Source organism: Streptomyces sp. NPDC107538, from assembly GCF_055657445.1.
The window spans coordinates 647,273-672,549 of sequence record NZ_JBVKAY010000002.1; the positions used below are offsets into that span (position 1 = coordinate 647,273).

The 25,277-nt window shown below is 71.7% G+C and carries 18 protein-coding genes and 1 riboswitch; of the genes, 9 read left to right on the forward strand and 9 right to left on the reverse strand.

What is annotated here, in order from left to right; all coding sequences use genetic code 11:
- Nucleotides 1–30 precede the first annotated feature (30 nt).
- Together ACZ7MG_RS08735 and ACZ7MG_RS08740 are read left to right on the forward strand one after the other, a co-directional pair.
- Nucleotides 31–1,401: an SWIM zinc finger family protein gene (locus ACZ7MG_RS08735; RefSeq protein WP_471385502.1), complete on the forward strand. Its 1,371-nt coding sequence runs from the start codon at nucleotides 31–33 to the stop codon at nucleotides 1,399–1,401.
- 101 nt (nucleotides 1,402–1,502) lie between these two features.
- Nucleotides 1,503–3,140, forward strand: a complete 1,638-nt coding sequence (locus ACZ7MG_RS08740) for a DUF5691 domain-containing protein (protein WP_471385500.1) — start codon at nucleotides 1,503–1,505, stop codon at nucleotides 3,138–3,140.
- 215 nt (nucleotides 3,141–3,355) lie between these two features.
- Here the strand turns inward: ACZ7MG_RS08740 and ACZ7MG_RS08745 are convergent, their stop codons facing one another.
- Nucleotides 3,356–3,772: a cobalamin B12-binding domain-containing protein gene (locus ACZ7MG_RS08745; RefSeq protein WP_471385498.1), complete on the reverse strand. Its 417-nt coding sequence runs from the start codon at nucleotides 3,770–3,772 to the stop codon at nucleotides 3,356–3,358.
- 679 nt (nucleotides 3,773–4,451) lie between these two features.
- On the opposite strand from ACZ7MG_RS08745, the gene ACZ7MG_RS08750 reads away from it, so the two are divergent.
- Both ACZ7MG_RS08750 and ACZ7MG_RS08755 read left to right on the forward strand, forming a co-directional pair.
- Nucleotides 4,452–5,312 (forward strand): lipase family alpha/beta hydrolase, encoded by an 861-nt coding sequence (locus ACZ7MG_RS08750; RefSeq protein WP_471385496.1) that lies wholly within the window; start codon nucleotides 4,452–4,454, stop codon nucleotides 5,310–5,312.
- Between the two features lie 413 nt (nucleotides 5,313–5,725).
- On the forward strand, nucleotides 5,726–7,315 hold the full coding sequence (locus tag ACZ7MG_RS08755) for a M23 family metallopeptidase (protein WP_471385494.1): 1,590 nt from the start codon (nucleotides 5,726–5,728) through the stop codon (nucleotides 7,313–7,315).
- Nucleotides 7,316–7,395: 80 nt separating this feature from the next.
- On the opposite strand, the gene pcrA is transcribed toward ACZ7MG_RS08755, so the two are convergent.
- Nucleotides 7,396–9,912, reverse strand: a complete 2,517-nt coding sequence (gene pcrA, locus ACZ7MG_RS08760) for a DNA helicase PcrA (RefSeq protein ID WP_471385492.1) — start codon at nucleotides 9,910–9,912, stop codon at nucleotides 7,396–7,398.
- Between the two features lie 241 nt (nucleotides 9,913–10,153).
- A riboswitch (cyclic di-AMP (ydaO/yuaA leader) is annotated at nucleotides 10,154–10,326 on the forward strand.
- A 9-nt stretch (nucleotides 10,327–10,335) separates the two neighbouring features.
- Here pcrA and ACZ7MG_RS08765 point away from each other — a divergent pair.
- The gene (locus ACZ7MG_RS08765; RefSeq protein WP_471385490.1) at nucleotides 10,336–11,544 is read left to right on the forward strand and encodes a C40 family peptidase; all 1,209 of its coding nucleotides are present in this window, start codon (nucleotides 10,336–10,338) and stop codon (nucleotides 11,542–11,544) included.
- A 47-nt stretch (nucleotides 11,545–11,591) separates the two neighbouring features.
- Here ACZ7MG_RS08765 and ACZ7MG_RS08770 read toward each other — a convergent pair whose 3' ends face one another.
- Entirely contained in the window at nucleotides 11,592–11,945 is a 354-nt protein-coding gene (locus ACZ7MG_RS08770; RefSeq protein WP_471385488.1) for a hypothetical protein, read from the reverse strand.
- Nucleotides 11,946–12,396: 451 nt separating this feature from the next.
- On the opposite strand from ACZ7MG_RS08770, the gene ACZ7MG_RS08775 reads away from it, so the two are divergent.
- Nucleotides 12,397–13,476 carry a C40 family peptidase gene (locus ACZ7MG_RS08775; RefSeq protein ID WP_471385486.1) on the forward strand — a complete coding sequence of 360 codons (1,080 nt, stop codon included), beginning with the start codon at nucleotides 12,397–12,399 and terminating at the stop codon, nucleotides 13,474–13,476.
- A 90-nt stretch (nucleotides 13,477–13,566) separates the two neighbouring features.
- Here the strand turns inward: ACZ7MG_RS08775 and ACZ7MG_RS08780 are convergent, their stop codons facing one another.
- Together ACZ7MG_RS08780 and ACZ7MG_RS08785 are read right to left on the reverse strand one after the other, a co-directional pair.
- Nucleotides 13,567–14,466, reverse strand: a complete 900-nt coding sequence (locus ACZ7MG_RS08780; RefSeq protein WP_471385484.1) for a LuxR C-terminal-related transcriptional regulator — start codon at nucleotides 14,464–14,466, stop codon at nucleotides 13,567–13,569.
- Nucleotides 14,463–15,788, reverse strand: coding sequence for an ATP-binding protein (locus ACZ7MG_RS08785; protein ID WP_471385482.1), 1,326 nt, complete (start codon nucleotides 15,786–15,788; stop codon nucleotides 14,463–14,465). The genes ACZ7MG_RS08780 and ACZ7MG_RS08785 overlap by 4 nt, the downstream gene beginning before the upstream one ends.
- 381 nt (nucleotides 15,789–16,169) lie before the next feature.
- Here ACZ7MG_RS08785 and ACZ7MG_RS08790 point away from each other — a divergent pair, with 381 nt between their 5' ends.
- Nucleotides 16,170–17,627, forward strand: a complete 1,458-nt coding sequence (locus tag ACZ7MG_RS08790; RefSeq protein WP_471385652.1) for a PspC domain-containing protein — start codon at nucleotides 16,170–16,172, stop codon at nucleotides 17,625–17,627.
- 913 nt (nucleotides 17,628–18,540) lie between these two features.
- On the opposite strand, the gene ACZ7MG_RS08795 is transcribed toward ACZ7MG_RS08790, so the two are convergent.
- Nucleotides 18,541–19,086 carry a DoxX family membrane protein gene (locus ACZ7MG_RS08795; protein ID WP_471385480.1) on the reverse strand — a complete coding sequence of 182 codons (546 nt, stop codon included), beginning with the start codon at nucleotides 19,084–19,086 and terminating at the stop codon, nucleotides 18,541–18,543.
- Nucleotides 19,087–19,315: 229 nt separating this feature from the next.
- The gene (locus tag ACZ7MG_RS08800) at nucleotides 19,316–20,569 is read right to left on the reverse strand and encodes a hypothetical protein (RefSeq protein ID WP_471385478.1); all 1,254 of its coding nucleotides are present in this window, start codon (nucleotides 20,567–20,569) and stop codon (nucleotides 19,316–19,318) included.
- 350 nt (nucleotides 20,570–20,919) lie between these two features.
- Here ACZ7MG_RS08800 and ACZ7MG_RS08805 point away from each other — a divergent pair, with 350 nt between their 5' ends.
- A complete protein-coding gene (locus ACZ7MG_RS08805) occupies nucleotides 20,920–21,822 on the forward strand; it encodes a DUF4429 domain-containing protein (RefSeq protein ID WP_471385476.1) in 903 nt (300 codons plus the stop codon).
- Nucleotides 21,823–21,847: 25 nt separating this feature from the next.
- Here the strand turns inward: ACZ7MG_RS08805 and ACZ7MG_RS08810 are convergent, their stop codons facing one another.
- On the reverse strand, nucleotides 21,848–22,642 hold the full coding sequence (locus ACZ7MG_RS08810) for a class II aldolase/adducin family protein (RefSeq protein WP_471385474.1): 795 nt from the start codon (nucleotides 22,640–22,642) through the stop codon (nucleotides 21,848–21,850).
- Nucleotides 22,643–22,851: 209 nt separating this feature from the next.
- On the opposite strand from ACZ7MG_RS08810, the gene ACZ7MG_RS08815 reads away from it, so the two are divergent.
- The gene (locus tag ACZ7MG_RS08815) at nucleotides 22,852–23,355 is read left to right on the forward strand and encodes a pyridoxamine 5'-phosphate oxidase family protein (protein WP_471385472.1); all 504 of its coding nucleotides are present in this window, start codon (nucleotides 22,852–22,854) and stop codon (nucleotides 23,353–23,355) included.
- Between the two features lie 47 nt (nucleotides 23,356–23,402).
- On the opposite strand, the gene guaA is transcribed toward ACZ7MG_RS08815, so the two are convergent.
- Nucleotides 23,403–24,983, reverse strand: coding sequence for a glutamine-hydrolyzing GMP synthase (gene guaA, locus ACZ7MG_RS08820; protein WP_471385470.1), 1,581 nt, complete (start codon nucleotides 24,981–24,983; stop codon nucleotides 23,403–23,405).
- Nucleotides 24,984–25,277: the final 294 nt, after the last annotated feature.

The following is a 25,277-nucleotide window of genomic DNA, read 5'->3' on the forward strand; positions in this document are numbered from 1 at the left end:
ATTGTCAGTGGTGGGATCTACCTTCAGAACATGACTCAGCAGGGGGTGCGCTGGACGGCTGAGCAGGTGCTGGCATTGGCACCTGACGCAGCGTCGCGCAAAGCCGGAAGCAAACTCGCCGTGGCAGGGCCGTGGTCGAGTGCTGGCAGTTCGGACGAGGGGACGGTGTGGGGACTGTGCAAAGGAAGTGGCAGCAAGCCGTATCAGACGATCATCGACGTGGCGGACTCCTCCGGGCCTGCCTACAACTGCAGTTGTCCGAGCAGGAAGTTCCCGTGCAAGCATGCGCTGGGGCTGCTCCTGCTCTGGTCGGGCGACGACACCGCGGTGCCGCCCGGACCGGTGCCGGACTGGGCGGAGCAGTGGCTGTCAGGCCGCCGCACGCGCGCAGCGGCGAGGACGACGAGGACGGACGCGGCATCTGGGGCCACGTCCGCTGATCCCGAGGCGGCGCGCCGACGAGCGGAGCGGCGCGCCGACCGGATCACCGCGGGCGCGGCGGAGCTCGAACAGCGTCTGACCGACCTGTTCCGCGGCGGCCTGGCCGCCGCGGAACAGGCGGGGTACGGGCTATGGGAGGAGACGGCGGCCCGGATGGTCGACGCCCAGGCCCCCGGACTGGCGGCGCGAGTGCGGGAGTTGGGCGCGATACCGGGCTCGGGTCCGGGCTGGCCGGTCCGGCTCCTGGAGGAGTGCGCCCTGCTCCACCTTCTCGACCAGGGCTGGCTGCGCCGCGCTCTGCTCCCGGACGGCCTCGCGGCCACGGTCCGTTCCCGTATCGGCCTGACCGGCTCCCCGGACGGCCCACCGGTCCGCGACCGCTGGCTCACGCTGGCCCAGTACGACACGTCCGACTCCCACCTCACCACCCGCCGCATCTGGCTGCACGGCACCGGGTCGGGCCGTACGGCGCTGCTCCTCTCCTATGGAGCCGCCGGCCGCGCCCCCGAGCTGTCACTGCCGGTCGGGCTGGCGTTCGAGGCCGAGATGTCGGCCTACCCGGGCGCGGGACAGCCGCGTTCGGCCCTCGGTGAGCGTTTCACCGCGCCCGAGCCCACCGCCGTACGACCGCCGGGGATCACTCCGGCCGAGGCGGCGGCCCGCTACGGCACGGCCCTCCGGGACGACCCCTGGCTGGACTCCTCCCCGGTCACGCTCACCCGCGTCATCCCCACCCCGGACGGCGACTCCTGGCAACTGGCCGACGCCGACGGCGACCTGGCCCTCCCCCTCACCCCCTCCGCCCGCTCCCGCCCCGGCCTGTGGCGCCTCATAGCCCTCTCCGGCGGCACACCGGTCACGGTCTTCGGCGAGTGCGGCCACCGCGGCTTCACACCGCTGACGGCGTGGGCGGAGGAGGACGCGCGGCACTCGGCGGGGCAGGCGGTGTCGCTGTGCTGAGGGGGAGAGCGGAGGCATCGGCGGAAGCTGTCGCCCGAGAGACGACGGCGACGACAGCGGTGGCAGCGGTTCACGCCCAGACGGCACACGGAAGGAACCTCATGACCGGTACCTCTGAGGCTTCGGCGGGGCTCTCCTGGGAGGAGTTGGTCACGACCGCGCTGCTCGGGACGGACCGGCGTACGCCGCCGGGGGCGACGTCGGGCCGGGAGGCGCCCGTGGCGTTGCTGGACGCGGCGGCCGTGGAGACCGTGCGGCGCCGGGCGGGCATCCGGCCGGTGCGGGCGGCGGCGCGACCGGAGCCGGCGGCGCCGGACCTGCGTTCCCCGCTGCCGCCCGCCGCGGCACGACGGCTGACGACGTTGCTGACCGACCGGCCCGGCACCGGCGGCGGTCGGCGGGGCACGGCTCCCGATCTGATGGAACTGCTGCCCCAGTGGCTGGCGTTGGCCAACGCACACGGTTACACGGCGCCTCCGGAGGCCCTGCCCGCGCTGCTGGACGCGGCGCGTGGCCGTACGGATCTGCGTCCCGCCGTCCTGGCCTTCGCGGGCCCGCGGGCGCTGTGGCTGGCCCGGCTGAACCCGGACTGGCGTTTCGCGCTGCGGGCCGTGCCCGGCGGGGGCGCGGCGCTGCCGGGTCCGGACGAGCCCGAGCGGGTGCGACGACTGTGGCAGGAGGGCCTGTTCGCGGAGCGCGTCGCCCTGCTCACGGCGATACGGGCCCGGGACGCCGCCTCGGCCCGTGAGGTGCTGTCGGCCACCTGGCCGACCGAGCGGGCCGAGGACCGGCTGATGTTCCTCGACACACTCCGTACGGGACTGGAGCCGGCGGACGAACCCTTCCTGGAGGCCGCGTTGGCCGACCGCAGCCGCAATGTGCGGGCCACGGCGGCGGAGTTGCTCTCCGCGCTGCCCGACTCGGCGCTCGCGCGGCGCATGGCGAAGCGGGCGACGGCGTGTGTCGCCGTCGACCACCCGGACGGCACCCCCTCGGCCGCCGGGACCCCCACGCTCGTCGTCGAGGCCCCGCACGAGTGCGACCCGGGCATGGAGCGCGACGGTGTGCTGTCCAAGGCTCCGGCCGGGCGGGGCGAACGGTCGTGGTGGCTGGGCCAGTTGGTGGAGGCGGCACCGCTCGGGGCCTGGTCGCGGCGGTTCGGGGGGCGTACGCCGGGGGAGATCGTGGCGCTGCCGGTCGCGGACGACTGGCAGAGCGAGCTGCACGGGGCGTGGTGCCGGGCGGCGGTGCGGCAGCGGGACCCCGGCTGGTCGCGGGCACTCCTGGGCGCGCCCTCCACGCCGGAGGCGGGCGGTCCGGGGGCCGTGTCCCTGGCCGAACGGGCGAGGCTGCTGGCGACGTTGGAGGGTGCGGAGCGGGCCGAGTGGGTGGCGGGGTTCATCGCCACGCACGGCTTGTCGGAGGCGTTTCAGCTGCTCGGGGTGTGCGCGGTGCCGTGGGCTCCGCCGCTGGGGCGGGCCGTGGTGGACGCGCTCAACATCGCTCGGGACGCGGGGAGTTATCCCTGGAGTTTCAGCGGGGTGATGGGGCTGGCGGAGCGGTGCCTGGATCCTGCGGAGGCGGTGCGGCTCCAGCCGCTGACTGCTGTGCCGGAGGACGCGGAGGATGCGGCGCCGGGGGCGGGTGGGTACTGGGCCGAGGCGTTTCAGCGGCTCGCGACGACGTTGCGGTTGCGGGCGACGATGCGGGCGGAATTGGAGCCGCCGGGCGCGTCATAGCTCGGGGGTGCGGCATTCGTTGGCGGGTGCGGGTGAGTGGGGGTTGCTCGCGCAGTTCCCCGCGCCCCTTAAGGGCCGCGGGCCCTTGCGGGCCTACTACGGCTCTTTCGGGCCGAAAAAGCAGGGGCGTAGCCCCGCTTTTTCAGGGGCGCGGGGAACTGCGCGAGAAGCCCCACGCACCCGCACCCGCCCAACCGACCCGCACCCCCGAGCTATCAGGCGCAGCCAGAGCGCCGCGCATGCCCCCGCACCCACTCCACGATCGACGCCGTCGTCGCCCCGGGCGTGAAGATCTCGGCGACTCCCTTGTCCTTGAGCGGAGCGATGTCCGCCTCGGGAATGATCCCGCCGCCGAAGACGAGAATGTCCTCGGCGTCACGCTCCTCGAGGAGTTCGATGACGGCGGCGAAGAGCGTGTTGTGGGCGCCGGAGAGGATGGAGAGACCGATCGCGTCGGCGTCCTCCTGGATCGCGGTGTCGACGATCTGCTCGGGAGTCTGGTGAAGGCCGGTGTAGATGACCTCCATACCGGCGTCGCGCAGCGCCCGCGCGATCACCTTGGCCCCGCGATCGTGACCGTCGAGTCCCGGCTTGGCCACCACCACACGGATCGGACCGGCTGCCACACCCATCACTGCCTCCACGAAACGACTACATCAACCCATAACGAACACTGGCGCACCTGGACCGCGAATCGCCCACACCACGCACACCACCGCTCCAGGTTCGGGTCCAGGTCCAGATCCAGGCCCAGGTCCATGGAACCCCTCCCCACCGAACCCGGGGAAAGTAAACGAACGTTCTCTCCAGCATCGTGCAAGCGGCCGTTTCGCGGTGCCGGGCGAGGGGGAAATCACACGGTGGGACACGTTCGCCGCGCACCGCTCCCGGTTTCCGCGGCTCACGCGTCACGGGGACCGAGGTGATCACGGAGGTGATCGCGGCATCCGGACCGTTTCCGGGCCGCCGGCCAGAGGCTCCCGTGGCGTGCGCGCCACGAGGAAGCGTGCGCAAGGAGAGCCGTCGGAAGGATGCCGCACCGCACCACCGCCCCACCACCCGAGAGAGGCCGGGGCGGCGGAGTGAATCGGCACCGGCAGACGGCGGAGGGCAGGGCAGCGGGGAGCCGGAAGGGCCGAACCCCCGCCGCGTGAGCGGCGCTTCACACGTCGCGCACGCACCGCACGTCACGCACGCCACACGCACCGCGTCACGTCGCATCGCCCCGCCGACCGCCGCCCGCACCGGGGCTCTTCACTAGGGCACACGGGGGACAGAGACGTCCGCCCGTCTGCCGACGGGAGGTCGGGCATGAAGGTCACCAGGGCGGTCGCGCCCCTTCTTCCGCTCTGCGAGCGGTTCCTGCCCACCCAGCTGCCAGGTCTTTCCATGGCTCTTCTCAAGGCGACCGCCCTGGAGTTGGCGATCCTCGCCGGGCATCTGCTGCTGTACCCCTCCGGGATGACACAGGAGCGCCGGCTCACGCCCACCCTCCCGCCGGCCGACGCACCCCGGCTGCCGACCGAGGAGAAGCCCCCGGTCGTCCTGCTGCACGGCTTCATCGACAACCGCTCGGTCTTCGTCCTGCTGCGCCGCTCCCTGGCGCAAGCCGGCGGCCGGCACCTGGAGTCGCTCAACTACTCACCCCTGACCTGCGACATCCGCGCCGCCGCCGAGCTGCTCGGCCGGCACATCGAGGACATCTGCGAGCGGACGGGCCAGGAGCGGGTGGACGTCGTCGGGCACAGCCTCGGCGGGCTGATAGCCCGGTACTACGTGCAGCGGCTCGGCGGTGACCTCCGCGTCCGCACCCTTGTCACCCTGGGCACCCCGCACGGCGGCACCCGGGCCGTGCCGCTGGCGGACGCGCACCCGATCGTCCGCCAGATGCGGCCGGGTTCGGACGTGCTGGAGGAGCTGCGGGAGCCGGCGCCGGGCTGTCGTACCCACTTCGTGGCGTTCTGGAGCGACCTCGACCATGTGATGGCGCCGCTGGAGACGGCCTGCGTCGACCACCCGGACCTGATGGCACAGAACATCCGGGTCACCGGGATCGGCCACCTCGCCCTGCCCGTGCACCCGGCCGTCGCCGCCGGAATCCGGGAGGCCCTCGACACCTCGCGGACAGGCACCCGCGCCACCGCCCGCCCCGGCGGCCTGACCGTGGCCTGACCGGGCCTCACCGGGGCCGGCCCCCGACAAGCGCAGTGACGTGACGTGCGACACAGGGCGGCGAAACACGGACATACGGCGCCAAACATGACGCACGCCCACGCGCCCCCGCCACGCACCCGACGCGCGACGCCCTCCCGACGACATCAACGCGCCCCCGCCCGACGCACCGCCACCCGGCGAAACGTCTCGCCCCCGGCGGCACGGGCGTCTCACGCCCCTCACACAGCCATCCGCTTTCGAACAGCTCTCGAACGCAAGGCCAAGGTCGTGCCCACAGACCGCCGAAAGACGCTCGAATGCCCGTTTCCTGCGCGCGTGAAACCCGTTGAAGATTGTCGCGCCCGCATACCGCCGGGTACAGTCACCGCACTGCTCTGCCAGCCCCTGTCGTCGAGGCGAAAGAGAAGTTGGTGAACGATCGTCACCCGTCGGGGACCGCAACACCCCCGGCTCCGGCTTCCGAAGCCGACCCGGCGCACTACGCGTCGTACGGCCACCAGGAAGCCACGTACGGCGACTTCACCACGTACGGCGACTACTCCGCCACCGGTTTCGACTCCGGCAACGGCGCCCAGGCGACCGTCACCGGGACCTTCGCGACCGACCCGCTCTTCGGTGACCTGCCCGGCAACGACTCCGGCACCGGCACCGGCACCTATGACGCCTCCCAGTGGTCGACGGGCAGCCATCAGACGCCGAACTACGACTCGTACGCCGCGCAGCACCAGGCCGCGTACGACACGGGCGGCTACGACACGACGTCCTGGTCGGCCGGTTACGAGCACCTCTCCCAGGTCCCGACGCAGTCGACGGGGCCGGACGCGAGCGGACAGTGGGACGCGAGCGGCTGGCTGCAGGCCGAACAGTCCGACGAGTCGGGCCAGTTGGGTTCGTCCGACCAGACCCAGCAGTGGATCGGCACCCAGCACTTCGACACGGGCGCGTTCGACGCCACGCAGTGGAACAGCGACGGCACCCCGGCGGCTGACGAGCACGGCGGCGACGCGCACGAGCACCCGCAGACCGTCATGGTGGACCTGTCGGGCGTGGACCTGTCGGCCGAGGCCGCGGACTTCCACCAGCAGGCGACCGCCACCTTCGAGCAGATCGCCCCGTACGACCAGGACGAACACCTCCCCGCGGACGGCGAGTTCGAGAACGGCGACGCGGACCGCGGCGCCGTTCTCCTCGACGGCGAGGAGGAGGTCACCCCGGCCACCGCCGGCGGCGCGAGCCCCGGCCGGGCGGCCACCCGCGCGGCATCGCGGTCCCGCCGGAAGGCTCCGGCCAAACGTTCCGCCCTGCTGACCGTGGCCGTTCCCTCGGCCTGTGTCATGGGGGTCGCGGGCATCGCGGCGGCCTCGGTCGGCGCCACCTCGGACGACACGGAGACGACGGCGTCCGTCAAGTCGGACGCCACCGCCGTGAAGCCGTCCATGGCCAACAACCAGCTCGACACCCAGCTGGAGAGCCTCTCCGCCGAGGCCGACGACTTCGCGGACCGGGCCAGCCGGACGCAGGAGCGCATCGACCTCAAGGCCCAGCAGGAGCTGGAGCAGAAGAAGGCGGCCGCCGAGGCGGCCCGCAAGGAGCGCCTGCGGCCGAAGTTCGCCCTGCCGGTCGCCCGCCACGGACTCAGCGCGTACTACGGACAGTCCGGCGTCAACTGGATGTCCCTGCACACCGGCATAGACTTCCCGGTCACTTACGGCACCCCGGTGATGGCCGCGACCGACGGCACCGTACGCACCCAGTGGAACAGCGCCTACGGCAACATGGTCATCGTGACCGCCAAGGACGGCACCGAGACCTGGTACTGCCACCTCTCCACGTACAAGGTCGCCTCCGGTACGACCGTCAAGGCCGGCGACACCATCGCCTACTCGGGCAACTCGGGCAACTCGACCGGCCCGCACCTGCACTTCGAGGTCCACCCGGCGGGCGGCTCCGCGATCGACCCCCTGCCGTGGCTGCGCAGCCACGGGCTGGACCCGACGTAACCGCGACGGACACAAAACCAAAGACCGGGCCCCTGCTCAGCAGGGGCCCGAGTCATGTCACCTCACCGGCGGACCGTCGGCTACAGCTTCTCCACCGGCGCGTACCGCAGCAGCAACCGCTTCGGCTTGGCGTCGCCGAAGTCGATCGTCGCCTCCGCGTTGGCGCCCGCGCCCCCGACCCCGACGACCGTGCCGAGGCCGAACTGGTCATGGGTGACGCGGTCGCCCACCGCGAGCGAGACCACCGGCTTCTCGTCACCGCGGCGGGTCGCGAAGCCGGACGCGCCGGAGGCCGAGGAACGGGAGCGGGACGAGGACAGCGAGGACACGATCCCGGCGGCCGGGCCCGAGGACACCGGCGCGGAGGCACCGGTGCGCTTCCACTCCAGATGGGTGGCCGGGATCTCCTCCAGGAACCGGGAGGGCGGGTTGTACGAGGGCTGGCCCCAGGCGCTGCGCAGCGACGACCGGGTGAGGTAGAGCCGTTCACGGGCACGGGTGATGCCCACGTACGCGAGACGGCGCTCCTCCTCCAGCTCCTTGGTCTGGCCGAGGGCGCGCATGTGCGGGAAGACGCCGTCCTCCATGCCGGTGAGGAAGACCACCGGGAACTCCAGGCCCTTGGCGGTGTGGAGGGTCATGAGCGTGATGACGCCCGAGCCGTCCTCCTCTTCGTCCGGGATCTGGTCGGAGTCGGCGACCAGCGCCACCCGCTCCAGGAAGGCGGCGAGGCCGGCGGGTGCCGCGGCCGGCGCGTCGCCCTCGGTCTCGCCTTCCGCGGCCCCGGCCTCCTGCTCGAACTCCAGGGCGACGGCGGCGAGTTCCTGGAGGTTCTCGATCCGGGTCTCGTCCTGGGGGTCGGTGGAGGCCTGCAACTCGGCGAGATAGCCGGTGCGTTCGAGGACCGCCTCCAGGACGGTCGCCGGTCCGGCCCCGGACTCGACGACGGTCCGCAGGTCCTCCATCAGCGTGTTGAACCGCTTGACCGCGTTCGTCGACCGGGCCGCCATGCCGTACGCCTCGTCGACGCGCTTCAGGGCCTGCGGGAAGCTGATCTTCTCGCGCTGCGAGAGGGCGTCGATCATCGCCTCGGCGCGGTCGCCGATACCGCGCTTGGGCACATTGAGGATACGGCGCAGCGGGACGGAGTCCTCCGGGTTGGCGAGAACGCGCAGATAGGCGAGGACGTCCCGGACCTCCTTGCGCTCGTAGAAGCGGACACCGCCGACGACCTTGTAGGGCAGGCCGACGCGGATGAACACCTCTTCGAAGACTCGGGACTGGGCGTTCGTCCGATAGAAGACCGCGACATCTCCGGCCTTCGCGTCGCCCGCGTCCGTCAGCCGGTCTATCTCGTCGGCCACGAACTGGGCCTCGTCGTGCTCGGTGTCGGCGACATAGCCGGTGATCCGCGCGCCCGCGCCCGCGTTGGTCCACAGGTTCTTCGGGCGGCGGGACTCGTTGCGCTCGATGACCGCGTTGGCCGCGGAGAGGATCGTCTGCGTGGAGCGGTAGTTCTGCTCCAGCAGGATCGTCGTCGCGTCCGGGTAGTCCTCCTCGAACTGGAGGATGTTGCGGATCGTCGCGCCGCGGAAGGCGTAGATCGACTGGTCGGCGTCACCCACGACACAGAGTTCGGCGGGCGGTACGTCCCACTCGTTGGGCGGTACGTCGACGGGGTGCTCGGAGGTGCCGACCAGCTCTCTGACCAGGGCGTACTGGGCGTGGTTGGTGTCCTGGTACTCGTCGACCAGGACATGCCGGAAGCGGCGGCGGTAGTGCTCGGCGACGTCCGGGAAGGCGCGCAGCAGATTGACCGTCGTCATGATCAGGTCGTCGAAGTCCAGCGCGTTCGCCTCGCGGAGGCGCGACTGGTACATCGCATAGGCCTGGGCGAGGGTCTTCTCGAAGCCGTCGGCGGCCTGCGCGGCGAAGTCCTCCTCGTCGATCAGCTCGTTCTTCAGGTTCGAGATCTTGGCGCTGAAGGACTTGGGCGGGAAGCGCTTGGGGTCGAGGTCCAGATCACGGCAGACGAGCGCCATCAGCCGCTTGCTGTCGGCGGCGTCGTAGATCGAGAAGGAGGAGGTGAAGCCGAGCTTCTTGCTCTCCCGCCGCAGGATCCGTACGCAGGCGCTGTGGAAGGTCATGACCCACATGGCGTGGGCGCGCGGTCCGACGAGCTGCTCGACGCGCTCCTTCATCTCGCCGGCGGCCTTGTTGGTGAAGGTGATCGCGAGGATCTGGCCGGGATGGACCCGCCGCTCGCCGAGCAGATGGGCGATGCGGTGGGTGAGCACCCGGGTCTTGCCGGAGCCGGCGCCGGCCACGATGAGCAGGGGCGAGCCCGCGTGGACCACGGCCGCGCGCTGGTTGTCGTTCAGCCCGTCCAGGAGCGCCGCCGCGTCGATCGCGGGGCGGGGGGCGCCGTCGCGGTAGTACGCGTCCCGGTCCGGGGGCGCGTCGAACTTCCCGCCGAACAGATCGTCCGGAAGCGGCTCCGGTACGTGATCGTCCTCGGGCGGCGGCGGGGGCTCCTCCGCGTGGCCGCGGGGGGCCTGGAGGTCCGCCAGGAAGCTGTCGTCAAAGAGGCTGCTCATCGCTCTCCGAGTCTAGGCGCCCCCACTGACAGCGAGAGGCCGCCCCGGGAAGTCCACATCCGCCACGCACCGCGACCGCCGTACGACGGTGAGCGATCGAGCCTACCGCCTGTCGCGCCGAAGAGGCTAAGGTCACGAAAACGTATCGGGCATATCGAACATCAACCTTCACACGGGCCACACGAGTTGGCTAGCTTCTTCCCTAGGACCGTACGACCCAACCGGCGAACGTCGCCGGGCCGCACGGCCTCCGCCGAGTCCGGTACGCCTTACGTGGGCGCCGGAGCCGGGGACCCACCGACCTCCGGGGTGAATCGGCCCGACCGCCGCACGCGGCAAGGGTCGTAGGGCAAACCTTCCGAAGCTTGCGCCCGAACCCGACAGCTAACTCGGTAGGCGGACAACGGAAGGAGACGCCGAACCATGGCGCCGCACCGCAAGCCGCGTCCGGCCGGCCGGACGCGCGCGGGCATCCGCACCCCCGCCCTCGCCACCGCCGCACTCACCTCCGTGGCCCTGCTCTCGCAGACGGCCGCGGCCTCGCCCTCGACCGACGACAAGCCGAGCCTGGAGGAAGTCGAGAAGAAGGTCGACGACCTCTACCGCAAGGCCGGATCGGCGACCGAGAACTACAACGCGGCCAAGGAGCGGACGACCAAGCAGAAGAAGCAGGTCGAGACCCTCCTCGAAACCGTCGCCAAGCGCCAGGAGAAGCTCAACGAGACGCGGGAGGAGCTGGGTTCGTTCGCCGCGGCCCAGTACCGCGACGGCGCGGCCGCCCCCGACCAGGCCTCACTGCTCCTGGCGGACGACCCGCAGGCCTACTTCGACCAGAACCAGCTGATGGACCGGTTGACGGACCGTCAGCAGGAAGCCGTCGACGCATACGTCACCGAGCAGGCCGAGGCGACGGAGCAGCGCCAGGAGGCGAGCGACAGCCTCGAACAGCTCACCGAGTCGCAGAAGACCCTCAAGGCCCGCAAGGCCACGGTCCAGGCGAAGCTGGCCGAGGCCCGCGAACTGCTCTCCACCCTCACCGCCGAGGAGAAGGCCCGGCTCGCCGCGATCGAACAGCGCGAGCAGGAGGAGGCCGACCGCAAGGCCGAGGAACTCGCGCGGCAGCAGGCGGCGGCACAGACGGCCCAGGGGACCCAGGGCGCCCAGGGAACCCAGGGAACCCAGGGGACGGTCCAGGAGAAGCCCTCCACCGGCACGGAGGCGTCGACCGGCACCACCACCGAGACCGCCGCCACCGCCGAGGACTCCACGTACGCCTCGAAGGCCGCCAAGGCCCTCGCCTTCGCCCGCGCGCAGATCGGCAAGCCGTACGTCTGGGGCGCCACCGGCCCCGGCTCCTACGACTGTTCCGGCCTCACCCAGGCCGCCTGGAAGGCCGCCGGCGTCGACCTCCCCCGCACCACCTACGACCAGGTCGACAGCGGCACCACCGTCTCCCTGGCGAACGCCAGGCCCGGCGACCTGATCTTCTTCTACGACAACATCGGCCACGTCGGCCTCTACATCGGCAACGGCATGATGATCCACGCCCCGAAGCCGGGCACGTACGTCCGCGAGGAGTCGGTCTTCTACGACGGCGAGTCGTCGATCCACAGCGTGGTGCGACCGGCGTAGCGGCGGGGCCGCGGATGGTCGGCGCGGGGCTGGGCTGGGCGGGTCCGTCAGGTCCAGAGCACCGCGATGAAGATGTTCGCGACGGTCAGGGCGCCCACGAGTCCGAACAGCGGCTTCTCCACCGTCTCGTCGTCCCGCTTCACGTAGACCAGTCCGAGGATCACGATCAGCAGGGCGAGTTTGACGCCGATCTTGATGTTGTTCACGGGCTGGTCGTCGGCCTGGTTGAGGCCGACGAGGAGGGCGCCGGTGACCAGCATGGTGAGGGCGCCGTGGAGCATGGCCGGGACGAAGCGGGCGGTGCCCTGCCCCATGGCCTTCATCTGGGTGAGGAAACCGCCCAGGAGCGAGGCGATGCCGATGATGTGGAGGGCGACGAGGATGTGGATGAGGACGTCCATGCGCGGAGCCTAATGAGAGGCCCACGCCCCGCCGGGCACCGGGGCGGCCGAGACGCTCTGTCGATCTTGCATATATGCGCCGCATAGCACCGCCACACCCCCGCTTGGTCCGAAATCACCGCATCGGTCATCGCACAGCGTGAAGTCGGCGGCGCCAGGACGGGATCACGGTCACATACGGTCACCTCACGGTCGGTGCACGCCACTTCCGTACAACGCGTTACCGGACCCTCACAGTCAGGTTTAGCGTCCTCCCTCAGGTGACCGGCTCCCCACCGCCGCCCGGGCCAGGGGCGGCAGTCGGCCACCCCCGCCGAGAAGGTCCGGCGGCGTCCCGCTCCCCCTGTGCGGGCCGCCGCCGGACGTGTCACCGCTCCCCCCAGGCGGTCCGTACGGGCAGACGATGTCCGTACCGCGGACGGCGGTCGTACGGAGAGGACACGCACCCCACGTGGCAGCGCACCGCAAGCCCAGACAGCGCTCACTCGGCGGCCACACGGTCCGCACGGCCGCGACGTTCGCCCTCGCGGGCGCGGCGACCGCGACCGGTTTCGACGGCACCGGGCACGCCGATCCACAGCTCACGCCCGACCAGGTCAAGGCGAAGGTGGACAAGCTCTACCAAGAGGCCGAGGTCGCCACCGAGAAGTACAACGGCGCGAAGGAGAAGGCCGACAAGGCCCAGGAGAACCTCGAAGAGCTGCGCGACCAGGCCGCCCGCCGCACCGACCGGCTCAACTCGTCCCGCGACGAACTCGGCTCGGTCGCGGCCGCGCAGTACCGCGGCGGGGGCATGGACCCCTCCTGGCAGCTCGCGCTCTCCGCCGACCCGGACCGGTACCTGGACGGCGCCGCCCTCGCCGAGCGCGTCGGCAGCCGGCACTCGGCCGACGTGGCGAGCGTACGGAAGCAGCTCCTGGAGATCGAACGGCTGCGCGGCGCCGCCCGCGTCGAACTCGGCACGCTCAAGACCCGGCAGACGGAGCTGAAGCGGCACAAGAAGACCGTCACCTCCAAACTGACCGACGCCCGTCAGCTGCTCGACCGGCTCACCACCGAGGACCGCGCACGGCTCGACGCCCCGGGCGGCACCCCCGGGCACGCCTCGCGCTCCTCAGCCTCGGCCCGCCGCGACCTCACCGGCCCGGTCTCCCCCGTCTCCGCCTCCACCGAGGCCCCCAACTCCCGCGCCGCCGCGGCCGTCTCCTACGCCTACTCCAAGCTCGGCAGCCCCTACGTCTGGGGCGCCACCGGCCCCAACGCCTTCGACTGCTCCGGCCTCACCCTGGCGGCCTACCGCGCCGCCGGTGTCTCCCTCCCCCGCACCACCTACTCCCAGATCGACGCCGGCCGCCGCGTCGCCCGCTCCGAACTCCGCCCCGGCGACCTCGTCTTCTTCTACTCCGGCATCAGCCACGTGGGCATCTACGTCGGCAACGGCCAGATGATCCACGCCCCGAACCCTTCGGCCCCGGTACGCGTGGCCCCTCTCGACGAGATGCCCTACGCGGGGGCGACGCGGGTGGCCTGAAGCGGACGGCCTGAGCGCGGGCGGCACGGGCCGGGCGGGGGTGCGCACCGACGGGCGGGCGGGGGCGGCGCCCGACCGGCCGCCCTGCCCTCAGACCAGGCGCCGTGCCGTCGCCCATCTCGTCAGCTCATGCCGGTTGGAGAGCTGCAACTTCCGCAGTACGGCCGAGACATGGGACTCCACCGTCTTCACCGAGATGTAGAGCTGCTTGGCGATCTCCTTGTACGCATAGCCGCGGGCGATGAGACGCAGCACCTCGCGCTCGCGCTGGGTGAGCCGGTCGAGATCCTCGTCGACGGGCGGGGCGTCGGTGGAGGCGAAGGCGTCCAGGACGAAGCCGGCCAGGCGCGGGGAGAAGACCGCGTCGCCCTCCTGAACGCGGAAGATGGAGTTCACCAGGTCCGAGCCGGTGATCGTCTTGGTGACATAGCCGCGCGCACCGCCCCGGATCACACCGATCACATCCTCCGCCGCATCCGACACGGACAGGGCGAGGAACCGCACGGGCTGCTCGGCGTCCGCCATCAACGCCGAGCAGCGGCGCAGCACTTCGACCCCACCGCCGCCGGGCAGATGCACATCGAGGAGCACCACCTCGGGCCGCGTACTCGTGATCACCGAGACCGCCTGGTCCACGTCGGGCGCCTCCCCGACGACCTCCACCCCCGTGTGGTCCGTCTGCCCGATCTCGGCCTGGACTCCCGTGCGGAACATCCGGTGATCGTCCACGAGCACGACCCGGACATGCCGCCCGGGCCCGGAGACCCCGACCCCAGCACCGGCACCGGCACCGGGCTGAGCAGCTCCGGCCTCGGCCTCAGTCCCAGCTCCGGCTGCGGCCGTGGCGGGCGGCCCGGCCGTGGCGGATGCGTCGGGCCCGCCCTCGGCCGCACGCGTGCCCCGCGCGGCCGGACCTCCCTGGCCCCCGTCCGGGCCCGTGCCCGAACCGCCCTGTGCGGCAGTGTCGTTCGCCCCGTTCGCGTCACTCATGACGTCGTCTCCGCCCTCTCCATCTCCAGCTCGACCTCCGTGCCGCCGTCCGGTACGGCGCGGAGCCGTGCCGTACCCCCGTTGCGCTCCATACGGCCGATGATCGATTCTCTGACGCCCATGCGGTCGGCGGGTATCGCGTCGAGGTCGAAGCCGGGGCCGCGGTCCCGGACGGACACGAAGACCGTCCTTCCCTCGACCTCGGCGAAGACCTGCACGGCGCCGCCCTCGCCACCGTACTTGGCGGCGTTCACCATCGCCTCGCGCGCGGCCTGCATCTGCGCGGTCAGTCCTTCGTCGAGGGGGCAGTCGCCGACGACGACCACTTCTATGGGGACGCCGTGCTTGTCCTCGACCTCCGCCGCGTTCCGCCGCACGGCCTCGGCGAGCGTGTCGGGCTCATCGGCCTCGTCCTTTCCTGTGCCCTCGGGTTTGTACAGCCAGTTCCGCAGGTCGCGCTCCTGGGCGCGGGCGAGGCGGCGGACCTCGTTCGGGCTGTCCGCGTTGCGCTGTATCAGAGTCAGCGTGTGCAGCACCGAGTCGTGGACATGGGCCGCGACCTCCGCGCGCTCCTGGGCGCGGATACGCATCAGGCGCTCCTCGGAGAGGTCCTGGGTCATGCGGACGAGGTACGGGCCTGCCAGCAGCGCTATACCCACGATGACGGCGAGCGCGGCCTGCAGCACCGAGCCGAGGTGGGCGGCCGAGCCCTGCAGAACGAATATCCCGGAGACTCCCGCGGTGACCAGCAGGACACCGGCCACGGAGCGGAGCAGCGTGATCGTGCGCCGACGCCGGCCGACCTCCGCCCAGCGGGCCCGCCGCGCGTTGTCCGCCTGCCGCCAGACCAGGGCGACACCGGCCGCGACGAGCACGGTCGGCCAGAGATACGCCCTGGCGCCCTCCCCCAGGTTCACATTGCCGACGAAGACCATGGCCACGACGACCATGAGCAGGAGGGCGACTATCTGACCGCGGTCGGGCTTGCGGGCCACGAGTCTGCGGCGGCCGTCGGGGGAGGTCTCGGTGGCGATGGCCGGGGGCCGCTGATTGTCGACGCCTCCCACGCCGAGCGGGACGAAGAACCAGAACGCCGCGTAGACCAGGGCGCCGAGGCCGTCCGCCAGGAAGAGGCCGGCGAACACGAGCCGCACCCAGGTCACCGGCAGGCCGAGATGTCCGGCGAGCCCTCGCGCCACTCCTCCGAGCCAGCGTCCGTCGCTGCTGCGGTAGAGCTTGCGCGGGGGCCGCGGAGTGTCGACTGGCAGTGCTGCGGCTTCCGGCATGCCATCGATGTTCACACGCACGGCCGATCGAGGCATCAGGGTCGACCCCCGAGACGCCCCTGATCTTCGGCCCACCATGATCGAACGCATCCCGGGGCGGATATCAGGGTTCGACCAGGGTCATCCCGACTGCCATCGGACCGGCTCGGCGGTCACGATGGACGCATGACGGATCACCAGCACGCGGCAGCGGAGCCGGGCCCCGGCTCGGGTCCGGACGCCCTGCGGCCCCCCACCGAGCCGCAGGACGCCGTGCCCCCACCGGGCACGGGGGCAGAGGAGCCGCGCGCACACGGGGACGCGGGCACGGACCCGCACACGGACGCGGCCAGGCGGACGGGCGGGCAACCGCGCACGGGCGCGGGCTCGCGCGGGGGCACGCAGGCGGGCCCGGACGCGCCCACGGATCAAGCGGCCATCGCCGGTCCTGCCGGAGGCACCGGGTATCCGGCAGGAGCTGCCGGGGCTGCCCGGGCTACCGGGACTACTGGGGCTGCCGGCAGCCCCTCTCCCGGAGTGTCCGGCGCATCCGGCACGTCGGGAACGTCCGGCCCCGAATCGGCGGGGCTGCTCAACCCGGACGACCCGGATACTCCTGACGTCGGTCCGGCCGCCCCGCACAAGTTCCGCCGCGATCGGCGGTACAAGATGCTGGGCGGTGTCTGTTCCGGGCTCGGGCGGCAGTGCGACATGGACCCGGTGATCTTCCGGGTGGTGCTCGCGGTCCTCGCCGCGACCGGTGGCCTCGGTCTGCTCTTCTACGGCTTCGCCTGGCTGTTCGTGCCCTACGACGACGAGGAGGAGAACGAGGTACGCAAGCTGCTGACCGGCCGAGTCGGCGGCCACGCCCTCACCGCCGTGCTCTTCGCGCTGGTCGGCTGCGGTGTCTTCCTCACCTTGCTGAGCAACACCAGCGTTCTGACCTTCTCCGTGGTGCTCTCCCTGCTCCTGGCCGGCGCGGGGTACTGGTCGCGGCACCGCGGCGCCCCCGACCCCGATCCGCTCGCCGCGCAGGCCGTGGCCGACGCGCCGCCGGAGGCCCAGGCGCCGCCCGTGGCCTCCGCCTACCCCTCCTGGTGGCGCGACCCGATAGTCAAGGACGGGACGCATGTGGGCGGCACAGGCTATCTGTGGGGGCCTTGGGGGACCCGCGACCGGGACATGGCGGCGGCGTTCAACATCGCCCACGGCACGCCGCCCTCCCGCCAGGGCATACGCACCCCGCGCCCGCCGAAGCCGCGCGGTCCGCGCTGGACAGGCGGCTGGATCTTCCTGCTCGCGCTGCTCGCCGGCGGTATCGGCACCGGCGCGACCTGGGAGGACCGCGCTCTCGCCGCCAGCCTGCAGACCGGCCTGGCCTGCGCGCTGACCGTGTTCGGCCTGGGAATAGCCCTGAGCGCCTTCCTGGGCCGTACGGGAGCGGGGTCGATTTTCCTGGCCCTGGTCACGGCGGGACTCCTGGCGTGCACGGCGGCGCTCCCGACCAACATCACCACGGACTGGGTCCGTACGGAGTGGGCACCGCGGAACGCGGAGAGCGTGGCGGCCCGCTACGAGCTGGGGACGGGTGTGGGCACGCTGGACCTCTCCGGGGTGGACCTGGCCAAGGGGGACACGCTGACCACGAGCGTGGAGGTGGGCGCGGGCAAGGTGAAGGTGGTGGTGCCGCCGGACGTCACCGTACGGCTCGACGTCGAAGTGGGCCTCGGTGACATCCAGTTGCCGGGTGACGACAAGGAGGACGTGGACGTGGCACCGGACAAGAGCGATCGGCTGACGCTGACCCCCGAGAAGGGTTCGGCCGACGGCGGCACACTCACCATCGACCTCGAAGTCGGTCTGGGGCAGGCGGAGGTGGCCCGTGCTACGTCATGAGTTCCGACCGGGCAAGCTCGTCGCCGGCCTCGTCCTCACCACCGCCGGTGTCCTCTACCTCGGCGACGCGGGAGCTGCCTGGGAGACCCCGTGGTTCGTCGTGATCCCGCTCGTCGTCGGAGGGCTGTGTCTGGCGGGTGCGCTGGGCTTTCTGGATCACGCGATACGGGGGCGGCGGGGAGCTGGGTGGAAGGGGCCGACGGGGCCGATGGGCGGGGCCACGGCTGGCGGGGCCGGGTCGGCTGGGCCCACCGGGGAGACGGGGCCGATAGGTGCGGCGGGGAGCGCGGGAAAGGGCGGCGCGGAGGGGGCGGCGGGGTCGAGAGGGCCGGCGGGGTGAGCGGAGGGGGTAAGTGCGAGCGGGCGGGGAGGTGAGATGCATCGGGGGCAGCCGGACGGGGCTGCTCGGCCGGTGGCAGAGGAAGGGAGCCGGAGCCGAGCCGGGGTCGGACCGGCCGGCTACGGGGTTCCCAGTGCGGGGCGCCGGAGTGTGACCGGAGCCCGCACCCGGCCAGATGAGATGAGGGGCGCGCTGCAGAGGGCACGCCGCGCAACCTGAGACGAGCGGTGCTGGAGGCAAGCGGTGGTGGCGGTCGCGGGCGGGGGGCCGGGGCCTCGTCGGGGTTGACCTCGACCGGAAGCGTGTCCAGGGGCCGTTGGCGTACTGCTCGGGCGTACGGCGTGGGCGTACGGCGTGGGCGTACGGCACGGACAAGGCGGGCGGGCGACGCGGACGGACGACGCGGACGGACGACGCGGGCGGCTCAGCCTGTTGGGGTGGGCGGGCGGAGTGGGCCTGGGGTGGAGTCGGGGAGCGGTGGGGACGGCGCGGCCGCCCCGGGTCGGTTCTTCGGGGCGGCGGTGATGGGAGGTGAGGGGTGGTCGCGGGCGCGGTTCGGCGGCGGCTCGTGGGTCAGCGGTAGGAGTTCGCGCGGTGCCTGCTGCTGCCGCCGTGGCGGCGGGAGCGGATGGCCGCGTCCACGGAGAGGACCGGGGCGCCGGCGAGGATCAGGGGGATCCAGGCCATGAGGTAGGGGAGGTCGTTGCCGTAGTAGTACGGGGAGGCCGACCAGCTGACCGTCAGCCAGAGGCTGAGGGAGATCAGGGCGCCGCCGACCGCGGCGAGGCGGGTGAGGAGGCCGAGGAGGGTGCCGATACCGACGGCGAGTTCGCCGAGGGCGATGGCGTAGCCGAAGCCGACGGGGTTGTTGAGGGCCATGTCGATCAAGGCTGGGATGGCGGAGGAGTCGCGGGCGGCGCTCATCATGTCGCCGATGGAGCCGGAACCGGAGTCCGCCATGAAGGCGCTGTCGGTGAGTTTGTCCAGGCCGGCGTAGATGAAGGTGACGGCGAGGAAGATGCGTAGGGGCAGCAGGGCGTAGCGGGTGGCTGAGTCCCGCCAGTCCGAGCCGCCGTCGGAGTAGGGGGTGTGGGAGTCCGAGCGAATGTCGTGAGTCATGGTCTGCGCCGCCTCTTGTCCGCCGTGCCGTTGACCCCTCAACAGACGATACGTTCGGAGGGGTGGGGGTGCTCAATGGTTCGGGCGTGTTTTTCCGAGTCGGGGTGCCTTGTCGAGGGGCGGGTTGTGGCCTCGAAAGCCTTTTTCCTCACCCCGCCGCCCCGACCCGTCCGAGAGCCCTGGCCCCAGCCCCAGCCCCAGCCGGACGAAGTCGCCGCACGGTCGTTGGTCAGTCGGCTGAGACCTCGATCGTGTAGCGGGGGGTTTCGACGCCGGCGGCGGTGACGACCTGGACGTCGACCTTGCCGGGTTCGACGTCGGCGGGGACGGGGGCGGTGAGGACGGCGTCGGTGGGGTTGCTGAAGCCGCCGGCGACGGGGACGAGGGGGACGTGGACGTGGACGGGGCCGATGCGGACGACCATGCGGGAGAGGTGGTCGGCGGTCTGGGCGCCGGGTGGGACGAAGCCGGAGCCGCGGATCTCGATGTCGTCGCCGTTGCGGATGGGGGCGTCGAGGTCGCCGGCCTCGCGGGCGCGGACCACGGAGAGGATGACGGGGCGGCCGCCCTCCGCGTACTTGCCGGCGACGTAGGTGGCCGCGGAGACGAGGACGAGGAGGGCGAGGCCCCAGGGAAGGTCGGGGAGCTGGTCGGGGCGGCGGGCGAGGCGGACCGCCGCGAAGGTGAGGGCGACGGCGCAGACGATGACGTACTGGATGTCCGTGAAGCTGCCCCGGCCCGAGTCGTCGGTGAGGAGGTCGGCGGCGCGCGGGCGGTGGGCGCGGACCTTCTGCAGGCGTTGGGACAGGACGCGGAGGCCGACCACGCGCCGGACCAGGACCGCGATGCCGCAGACGACCGCCAGGACGGTCACGATGCCGGCGCCGCGGGCGAGGTCGAGGCCGGCGATGAGGGCGTCGCGTTCACGGTGGTCGGAGGCGGCGGCGAGGCGGCCGACGAGGACGAGGACCGCGAAGACGACGAAGAGCACCCAGCCGGCCGCGATCGCACGGGATGTGGAGAGACGGTTGTCCTCGCCGATGACCGGGGCGAGGGCGCCGCCGCGGGCCCGGTGCAGATATCCGGCGCCCGTCAGGGCCGCGCCCACCAGCAGGGCGGCGAGCAGACCGGCGGTGCGGGCGACCGTCCAGCCCGCGCCGATCGCGGTGAGGGACTGGACGAGGAGGAGGGTGACGACCGCGACCCAGACGACGATCGCCGTGCGCAGCCAGAGGCGGGCGAGCCAGGCCTCGCCCTCGACCCGGCCGCGTTCGGCGACGAGGGCCGCGGACTGGGTGAGTTCGTCGGAGACCCACTGCCGGGAGGCGGACGCGGAGTGGGCGACGGCCGCCGGCAGCCCCTGTCCCGACGCGAACTCCTCCCGCTTCAGCAGGAACTCGGCGACCGCGCGCCGGTGTCCCGCGCGGGCGCCGTGCGGGCAGTCCCCGCAGGCGCACCCGCCCTCATGGGCACCGGCGCTCATGCCCATGCCCCCTCTAGCCTCCTGCACCGCCACGCCCGAGCCCGCCTTCCCGCGTCGCGTCCGCCTCCGCGTCCGCGTCCCTCGGCATCCGCCGTCATCGTCCTTGCTGTCGACATCGCTGTCGAGAAATCGCCATCACTACCGCACCCGCTACCGCTGCCGGATGCCGCTGCCGGATGCCGTACATGCGTCCGCTCACTACCACAGCCGTGCCGCCGTACAACTGCCCTGCGATGACAGCGAATTGTGCCGTACGGAACACCGTCCGCGTCCGGCAGGTCCGCTCCGTGCAAGTGATGCGCGGGGTGAAGTCCCGGCGCCCGTGTTGACCCGGCTGCGAGAATCCTCCTATGGCCGAGATCATCCAGCGGGACGGGACCTGGGCCTTCGACGGCAGCACGGTCCGGATCACGCCGGGCCTGCACCGTTCCGTGGCGCTGTTCCGGCAGACGTACGGGGAGGTCGCGGTGCCCCTGGAGGCGGTGGCCGGTGTCGTCTACGAGCCCGAACGCAAGCGCGGGCGGCTGAGGTTGCGGCTTCGCGAGGGCAGTGATCCGCTGCTCCAGGCCACCGGGGGACGGCTCCCGGACGCGGCCGACCCGTACCGGCTGACCGTCGATCTCGACCGTTCCGGGATCGCCGAGTACGTGGCGGAGGAGATACGGCAGTCGATGCTGCTGGAGCAGACGCCGAAGGAGCCCGCCCGGGTCTATCTCCTGCCCGGGCCGCCCGTGCCGGTGTCGGTGCGGTCCAGCGACGGCACCGTCTCGTTCGACGGTACGCGGGTCCGGATCGACTGGAACGACACCTCCGACCGGGTCAAACGCGCGACCGGCCCGCGGATCATCGACGTCACCGAACTGATGCGGGTCGAGTGGCTGCCCAACTCCGGTTACGAGGACGGGTTCCTGCGGTTCGTGACGCGGGAGACCGTCTTCTCGAAGCTGCCGCCGGAGCGGGACCCGTTCGCGCTGGACCTGTGGGGCAGTACGCGCCGGGATTTGCTGACGGCGCTCGTCGCCACGGCCGTCACGGCACGGCTGCCCCATCCGTCCACCCTCGGTACCACCGATCACCCGGACCACTCCCGACTCACGGAACCCTCCGCCTCATCACGACCCGCCCCGGCCGCCCCGGACCATCACGACGTACTGCTGCGCCGCCTCCGTGAACTCGGCGAGCTGCACCGCGACGGCGTCCTCACGGACGAGGAGTTCGCGGCCACGAAGGCGGCGGTGCTGCGCGGCTTCTGACCGAAAAACGCGAAGAAAATGCCGCTCAGCTCAGCAGATCCGGCTCGCTCCGGCTGATGTCCTGCCACAGCGGCTGGTAGTTGATCCATGCCACCAGGTCGCCGCCGGCCTGCTCCCGTGTCGCCACCGCCTGCCGGTGTTCGATGAGGAGCGGGCGGCCCGCCGCCTTCGCGGTGAGCTGTACCTGGGCCGAGCGTTCCATGGACAGGAACCACCAGGCCGCCGCGTCGACCGAGTCGCCGACCGTCAGCAGTCCGTGGTTGCGCAGCACGAGCGCCTTGCGGCTGCCGAGCACGCCGGCGATACGGCGGCCCTCGTCCGCGTCCACCGCGACGCCCGTGTAGTGGTCGTAGAGCGCCTGGTCCTCGTAGAACGCGCAGGACTCCTGGGTGATCGGGTCGAGCAGTTCGCCGAGGGCGGCCAGCGCGCGGCCGTGCACGGAGTGACAGTGGGCGACCGCGACGACATCGGGGCGGGCGGCGTGCACCTGGGCGTGGACGGTGAAGGCCGCCTGGTTCACGTGGTAGCGGCCCTCGATCACCTGGCCGTCCTGGTTGGCGAGGACCAGGTCACTCACCGTGACGTGCTTGAACGGCATCCCGAACGGATTGACCCAGAAACAGTCACTGAACTCCGGGTCGCGCGCGGTGATGTGCCCCGAGACGCCCTCCTCGAACCCCTGTCGCCCGAAGATCCGCAGGGCCCCGGCCAGCCGTTCCTTGCGGTGCCGCCGCTCGTCCTCCGCCGACTCGTGCATCGGCGGCATGGCGAACCGGAGCTGGTCGGTGGGTAGGGGCAGGGGCGGTGTGGGCCCGTGCATGTGTCCTCCAGAGTGACTTCCTTTACGAAGCGGAAGTTACCGTCGGTCCCCCGCGCAGAACAGGTCCGTCCGGTGAAGAGAGTGCGCAACCGTTACGCAAGTCACGGAAGCGAGTCAGGGGGCGCGCCCCCCGGCCGGGTCGGGCAGTGTCGTACGTCGCTCGGGGTAATCGGACAGTGGTTGTCGGGTATCCGCGCGAGACTCGACGTATGCCGGAGAATCTTTCGCAGGTGAATCCCTCCCAGGTGAACTGGGGCGCCTTCGTGGCCGCCGAACCTGAGTTCGCACAGACCGTCGAGGCGCGTTTCGGGGCCTTCACCCATCACGTCCTCGCCACCCTCCGCCGGGACGGCTCCCCGCGGACGACCGGGCTGGAGGTCCGGTTCGTGAACGGGGAGCTGTGGCTGGGGATGATGCCCGACTCGCTCAAGGCGCTCGATCTGCGCCGCGACCCCCGCTTCGCGCTGCAGGCCAACCCCGGGCCCGGTACGGAGATGGGCGGCGGTGACGTACGGGTGAGCGGGCGGGCGGTCGAGGTCGAGGATCCCGCGGTCAAGGCGGCGTACGGCGAAGAGGTGGAACCGCCGGAGCCGTTCCACCTCTTCCGCACCGAGCTGACGGAGGTCGTACGGACCTCTGTCGAGGACGACAAGTATCTGGTCGTCCAGGTCTGGAAGCCCGGAGAGCCGGTGCGCACCCTCAAACGGACCTGAGCCTCACCGGGGGAAAGCGGAGCTGAGCCTCTCCCCGGAAAAAGGGCTCACTCCCACTCGATGGTGCCCGGCGGCTTGCTCGTCACGTCGAGGACGACGCGGTTGACGTCGGCGACCTCGTTGGTGATCCGGGTGGAGATCTTCGCGAGGACGTCGTACGGCAGGCGCGACCAGTCGGCGGTCATGGCGTCCTCGCTGGACACCGGGCGCAGGACGATGGGGTGGCCGTAGGTGCGGCCGTCGCCCTGGACTCCGACCGAGCGGACGTCGGCCAGCAGGACCACCGGGCACTGCCAGATGTCACGGTCGAGGCCGGCGGCCGTCAGCTCCTCGCGGGCGATGGCGTCGGCCTCGCGGAGCAGGTCGAGGCGGTCCTTGGTGACCTCGCCGACGATCCGGATGCCGAGGCCGGGGCCCGGGAACGGCTGGCGCTGGACGATCTCCTCCGGGAGCCCCAGCTCCTGGCCGACCATCCGGACCTCGTCCTTGAACAGCTTGCGGAGCGGCTCGATCAGCTGGAATTCGAGGTCTTCCGGCAGGCCACCCACGTTGTGGTGGGACTTGATGTTGGCCGTGCCGGTGCCGCCGCCGGACTCGACGACGTCCGGGTACAGCGTGCCCTGGACGAGGAACGCGACCTCGGGGCCCTCGTCGGCGATGATCTCCGCCTGGGCCTGCTCGAAGACGCGGATGAACTCGCGGCCGATGATCTTCCGCTTCTGCTCGGGGTCGGAGACCCCGGCGAGCGCCTTCAGGAACCGCTCCTCCGCGTCGACGACCTTCAGCTGGACGCCGGTCGCGGCGACGAAGTCCTTCTCGACCTGCTCGGTCTCGTTCTTGCGCATGAGGCCGTGGTCGACGTACACGCAGGTCAGCTGGGAGCCGATGGCCTTCTGTACGAGGGCCGCGGCGACCGCGGAGTCCACGCCGCCGGAGAGGCCGCAGATCGCGCGCTTGTCGCCGACCAGCTCGCGGATGGCCTCGACCTGCTCCTCGATGACGTTGCCGGTGGTCCAGGAGGGGGTCAGGCCCGCGCCGCGGTAGAGGAAGTGTTCGAGCACCTGCTGGCCGTGCGTGGAGTGCAGGACCTCCGGGTGGTACTGGACGCCGTACAGCTTCTTCTCGTCGTTCTCGAAGGCGGCGACCGGTACGACGTCGGTGGCGGCCGTGACGGTGAAGCCCTCGGGGGCGGCGGAGCAGGCGTCGCCGTGGGACATCCAGACGGACTGCTCGGCGGGGGTGCCCTCGAAGAGGGTGCTGCCGGACTTGGAGACATGCAGGGGCGTACGGCCGTACTCGCGGGCGCCGGTGTTGTCGACGGTGCCGCCGAGGGTGGTGGCCATCAGCTGGAAGCCGTAGCACATGCCGAAGACGGGGACGCCTGCCTCGAAGAGGGCGCGGTCGAGGCGGGGGGCGCCCTCGGCGTAGACCGAGGAGGGGCCGCCGGAGAGGATGATCGCCGCCGGGTTCTTGGCGAGCATCTCCGCGACCGGCATGGTGCTCGGCACGATCTCGCTGTAGACCCGGGCCTCGCGGACCCGACGGGCGATGAGCTGGGCGTACTGGGCGCCGAAGTCGACGACCAGGACGGTGTCGGGGGCGGCGGCAGCGGGGTTCGCTGATGACACGGGGTGCCTTCCGGCGGTTGGGCGGGGGTCTTGTGCCGTCGAGTCTACCGGGGTGCGCTCTCACGAGGCGGCCCGACCGAGGGCTCCGCCCGCGGCTCCGCCCCCGGGCCCGGGTAGCTGCGGGGCGTGGCATACTGGCCCGCATGTTCACGCAGGCGACCTTCCTCTTTAGCTATGGCAACCGGCCCACCGGCTGCCATGGTCGTGTTGCTTGAGCTACTGACTAGCGACTTCCCCAGGCGCCCCGGGCCGACAAGGTCCGGGGCGTCTGGCGTTTTCCGGGTCTTGCCGCTT

Bases quoted from the DNA above. Each gene is read 5' to 3' on its own strand.
- ACZ7MG_RS08750 (WP_471385496.1), top strand. From the start codon at position 4,452: ATGAAGGTCACCAGGGCGGTCGCGCCCCTTCTTCCGCTCTGCGAGCGG.
- ACZ7MG_RS08780 (WP_471385484.1), bottom strand. From the start codon at position 14,466: ATGAGTGACGCGAACGGGGCGAACGACACTGCCGCACAGGGCGGTTCG.
- ACZ7MG_RS08805 (WP_471385476.1), top strand. From the start codon at position 20,920: ATGGCCGAGATCATCCAGCGGGACGGGACCTGGGCCTTCGACGGCAGC.
- ACZ7MG_RS08785 (WP_471385482.1), bottom strand. From the start codon at position 15,788: ATGCCTCGATCGGCCGTGCGTGTGAACATCGATGGCATGCCGGAAGCC.
- ACZ7MG_RS08800 (WP_471385478.1), bottom strand. From the start codon at position 20,569: ATGAGCGCCGGTGCCCATGAGGGCGGGTGCGCCTGCGGGGACTGCCCG.
- ACZ7MG_RS08745 (WP_471385498.1), bottom strand. From the start codon at position 3,772: ATGGGTGTGGCAGCCGGTCCGATCCGTGTGGTGGTGGCCAAGCCGGGA.
- ACZ7MG_RS08765 (WP_471385490.1), top strand. From the start codon at position 10,336: ATGGCGCCGCACCGCAAGCCGCGTCCGGCCGGCCGGACGCGCGCGGGC.
- ACZ7MG_RS08770 (WP_471385488.1), bottom strand. From the start codon at position 11,945: ATGGACGTCCTCATCCACATCCTCGTCGCCCTCCACATCATCGGCATC.
- ACZ7MG_RS08815 (WP_471385472.1), top strand. From the start codon at position 22,852: ATGCCGGAGAATCTTTCGCAGGTGAATCCCTCCCAGGTGAACTGGGGC.
- ACZ7MG_RS08740 (WP_471385500.1), top strand. From the start codon at position 1,503: ATGACCGGTACCTCTGAGGCTTCGGCGGGGCTCTCCTGGGAGGAGTTG.
- ACZ7MG_RS08810 (WP_471385474.1), bottom strand. From the start codon at position 22,642: ATGCACGGGCCCACACCGCCCCTGCCCCTACCCACCGACCAGCTCCGG.
- ACZ7MG_RS08735 (WP_471385502.1), top strand. From the start codon at position 31: ATGACTCAGCAGGGGGTGCGCTGGACGGCTGAGCAGGTGCTGGCATTG.
- pcrA (WP_471385492.1), bottom strand. From the start codon at position 9,912: ATGAGCAGCCTCTTTGACGACAGCTTCCTGGCGGACCTCCAGGCCCCC.
- ACZ7MG_RS08795 (WP_471385480.1), bottom strand. From the start codon at position 19,086: ATGACTCACGACATTCGCTCGGACTCCCACACCCCCTACTCCGACGGC.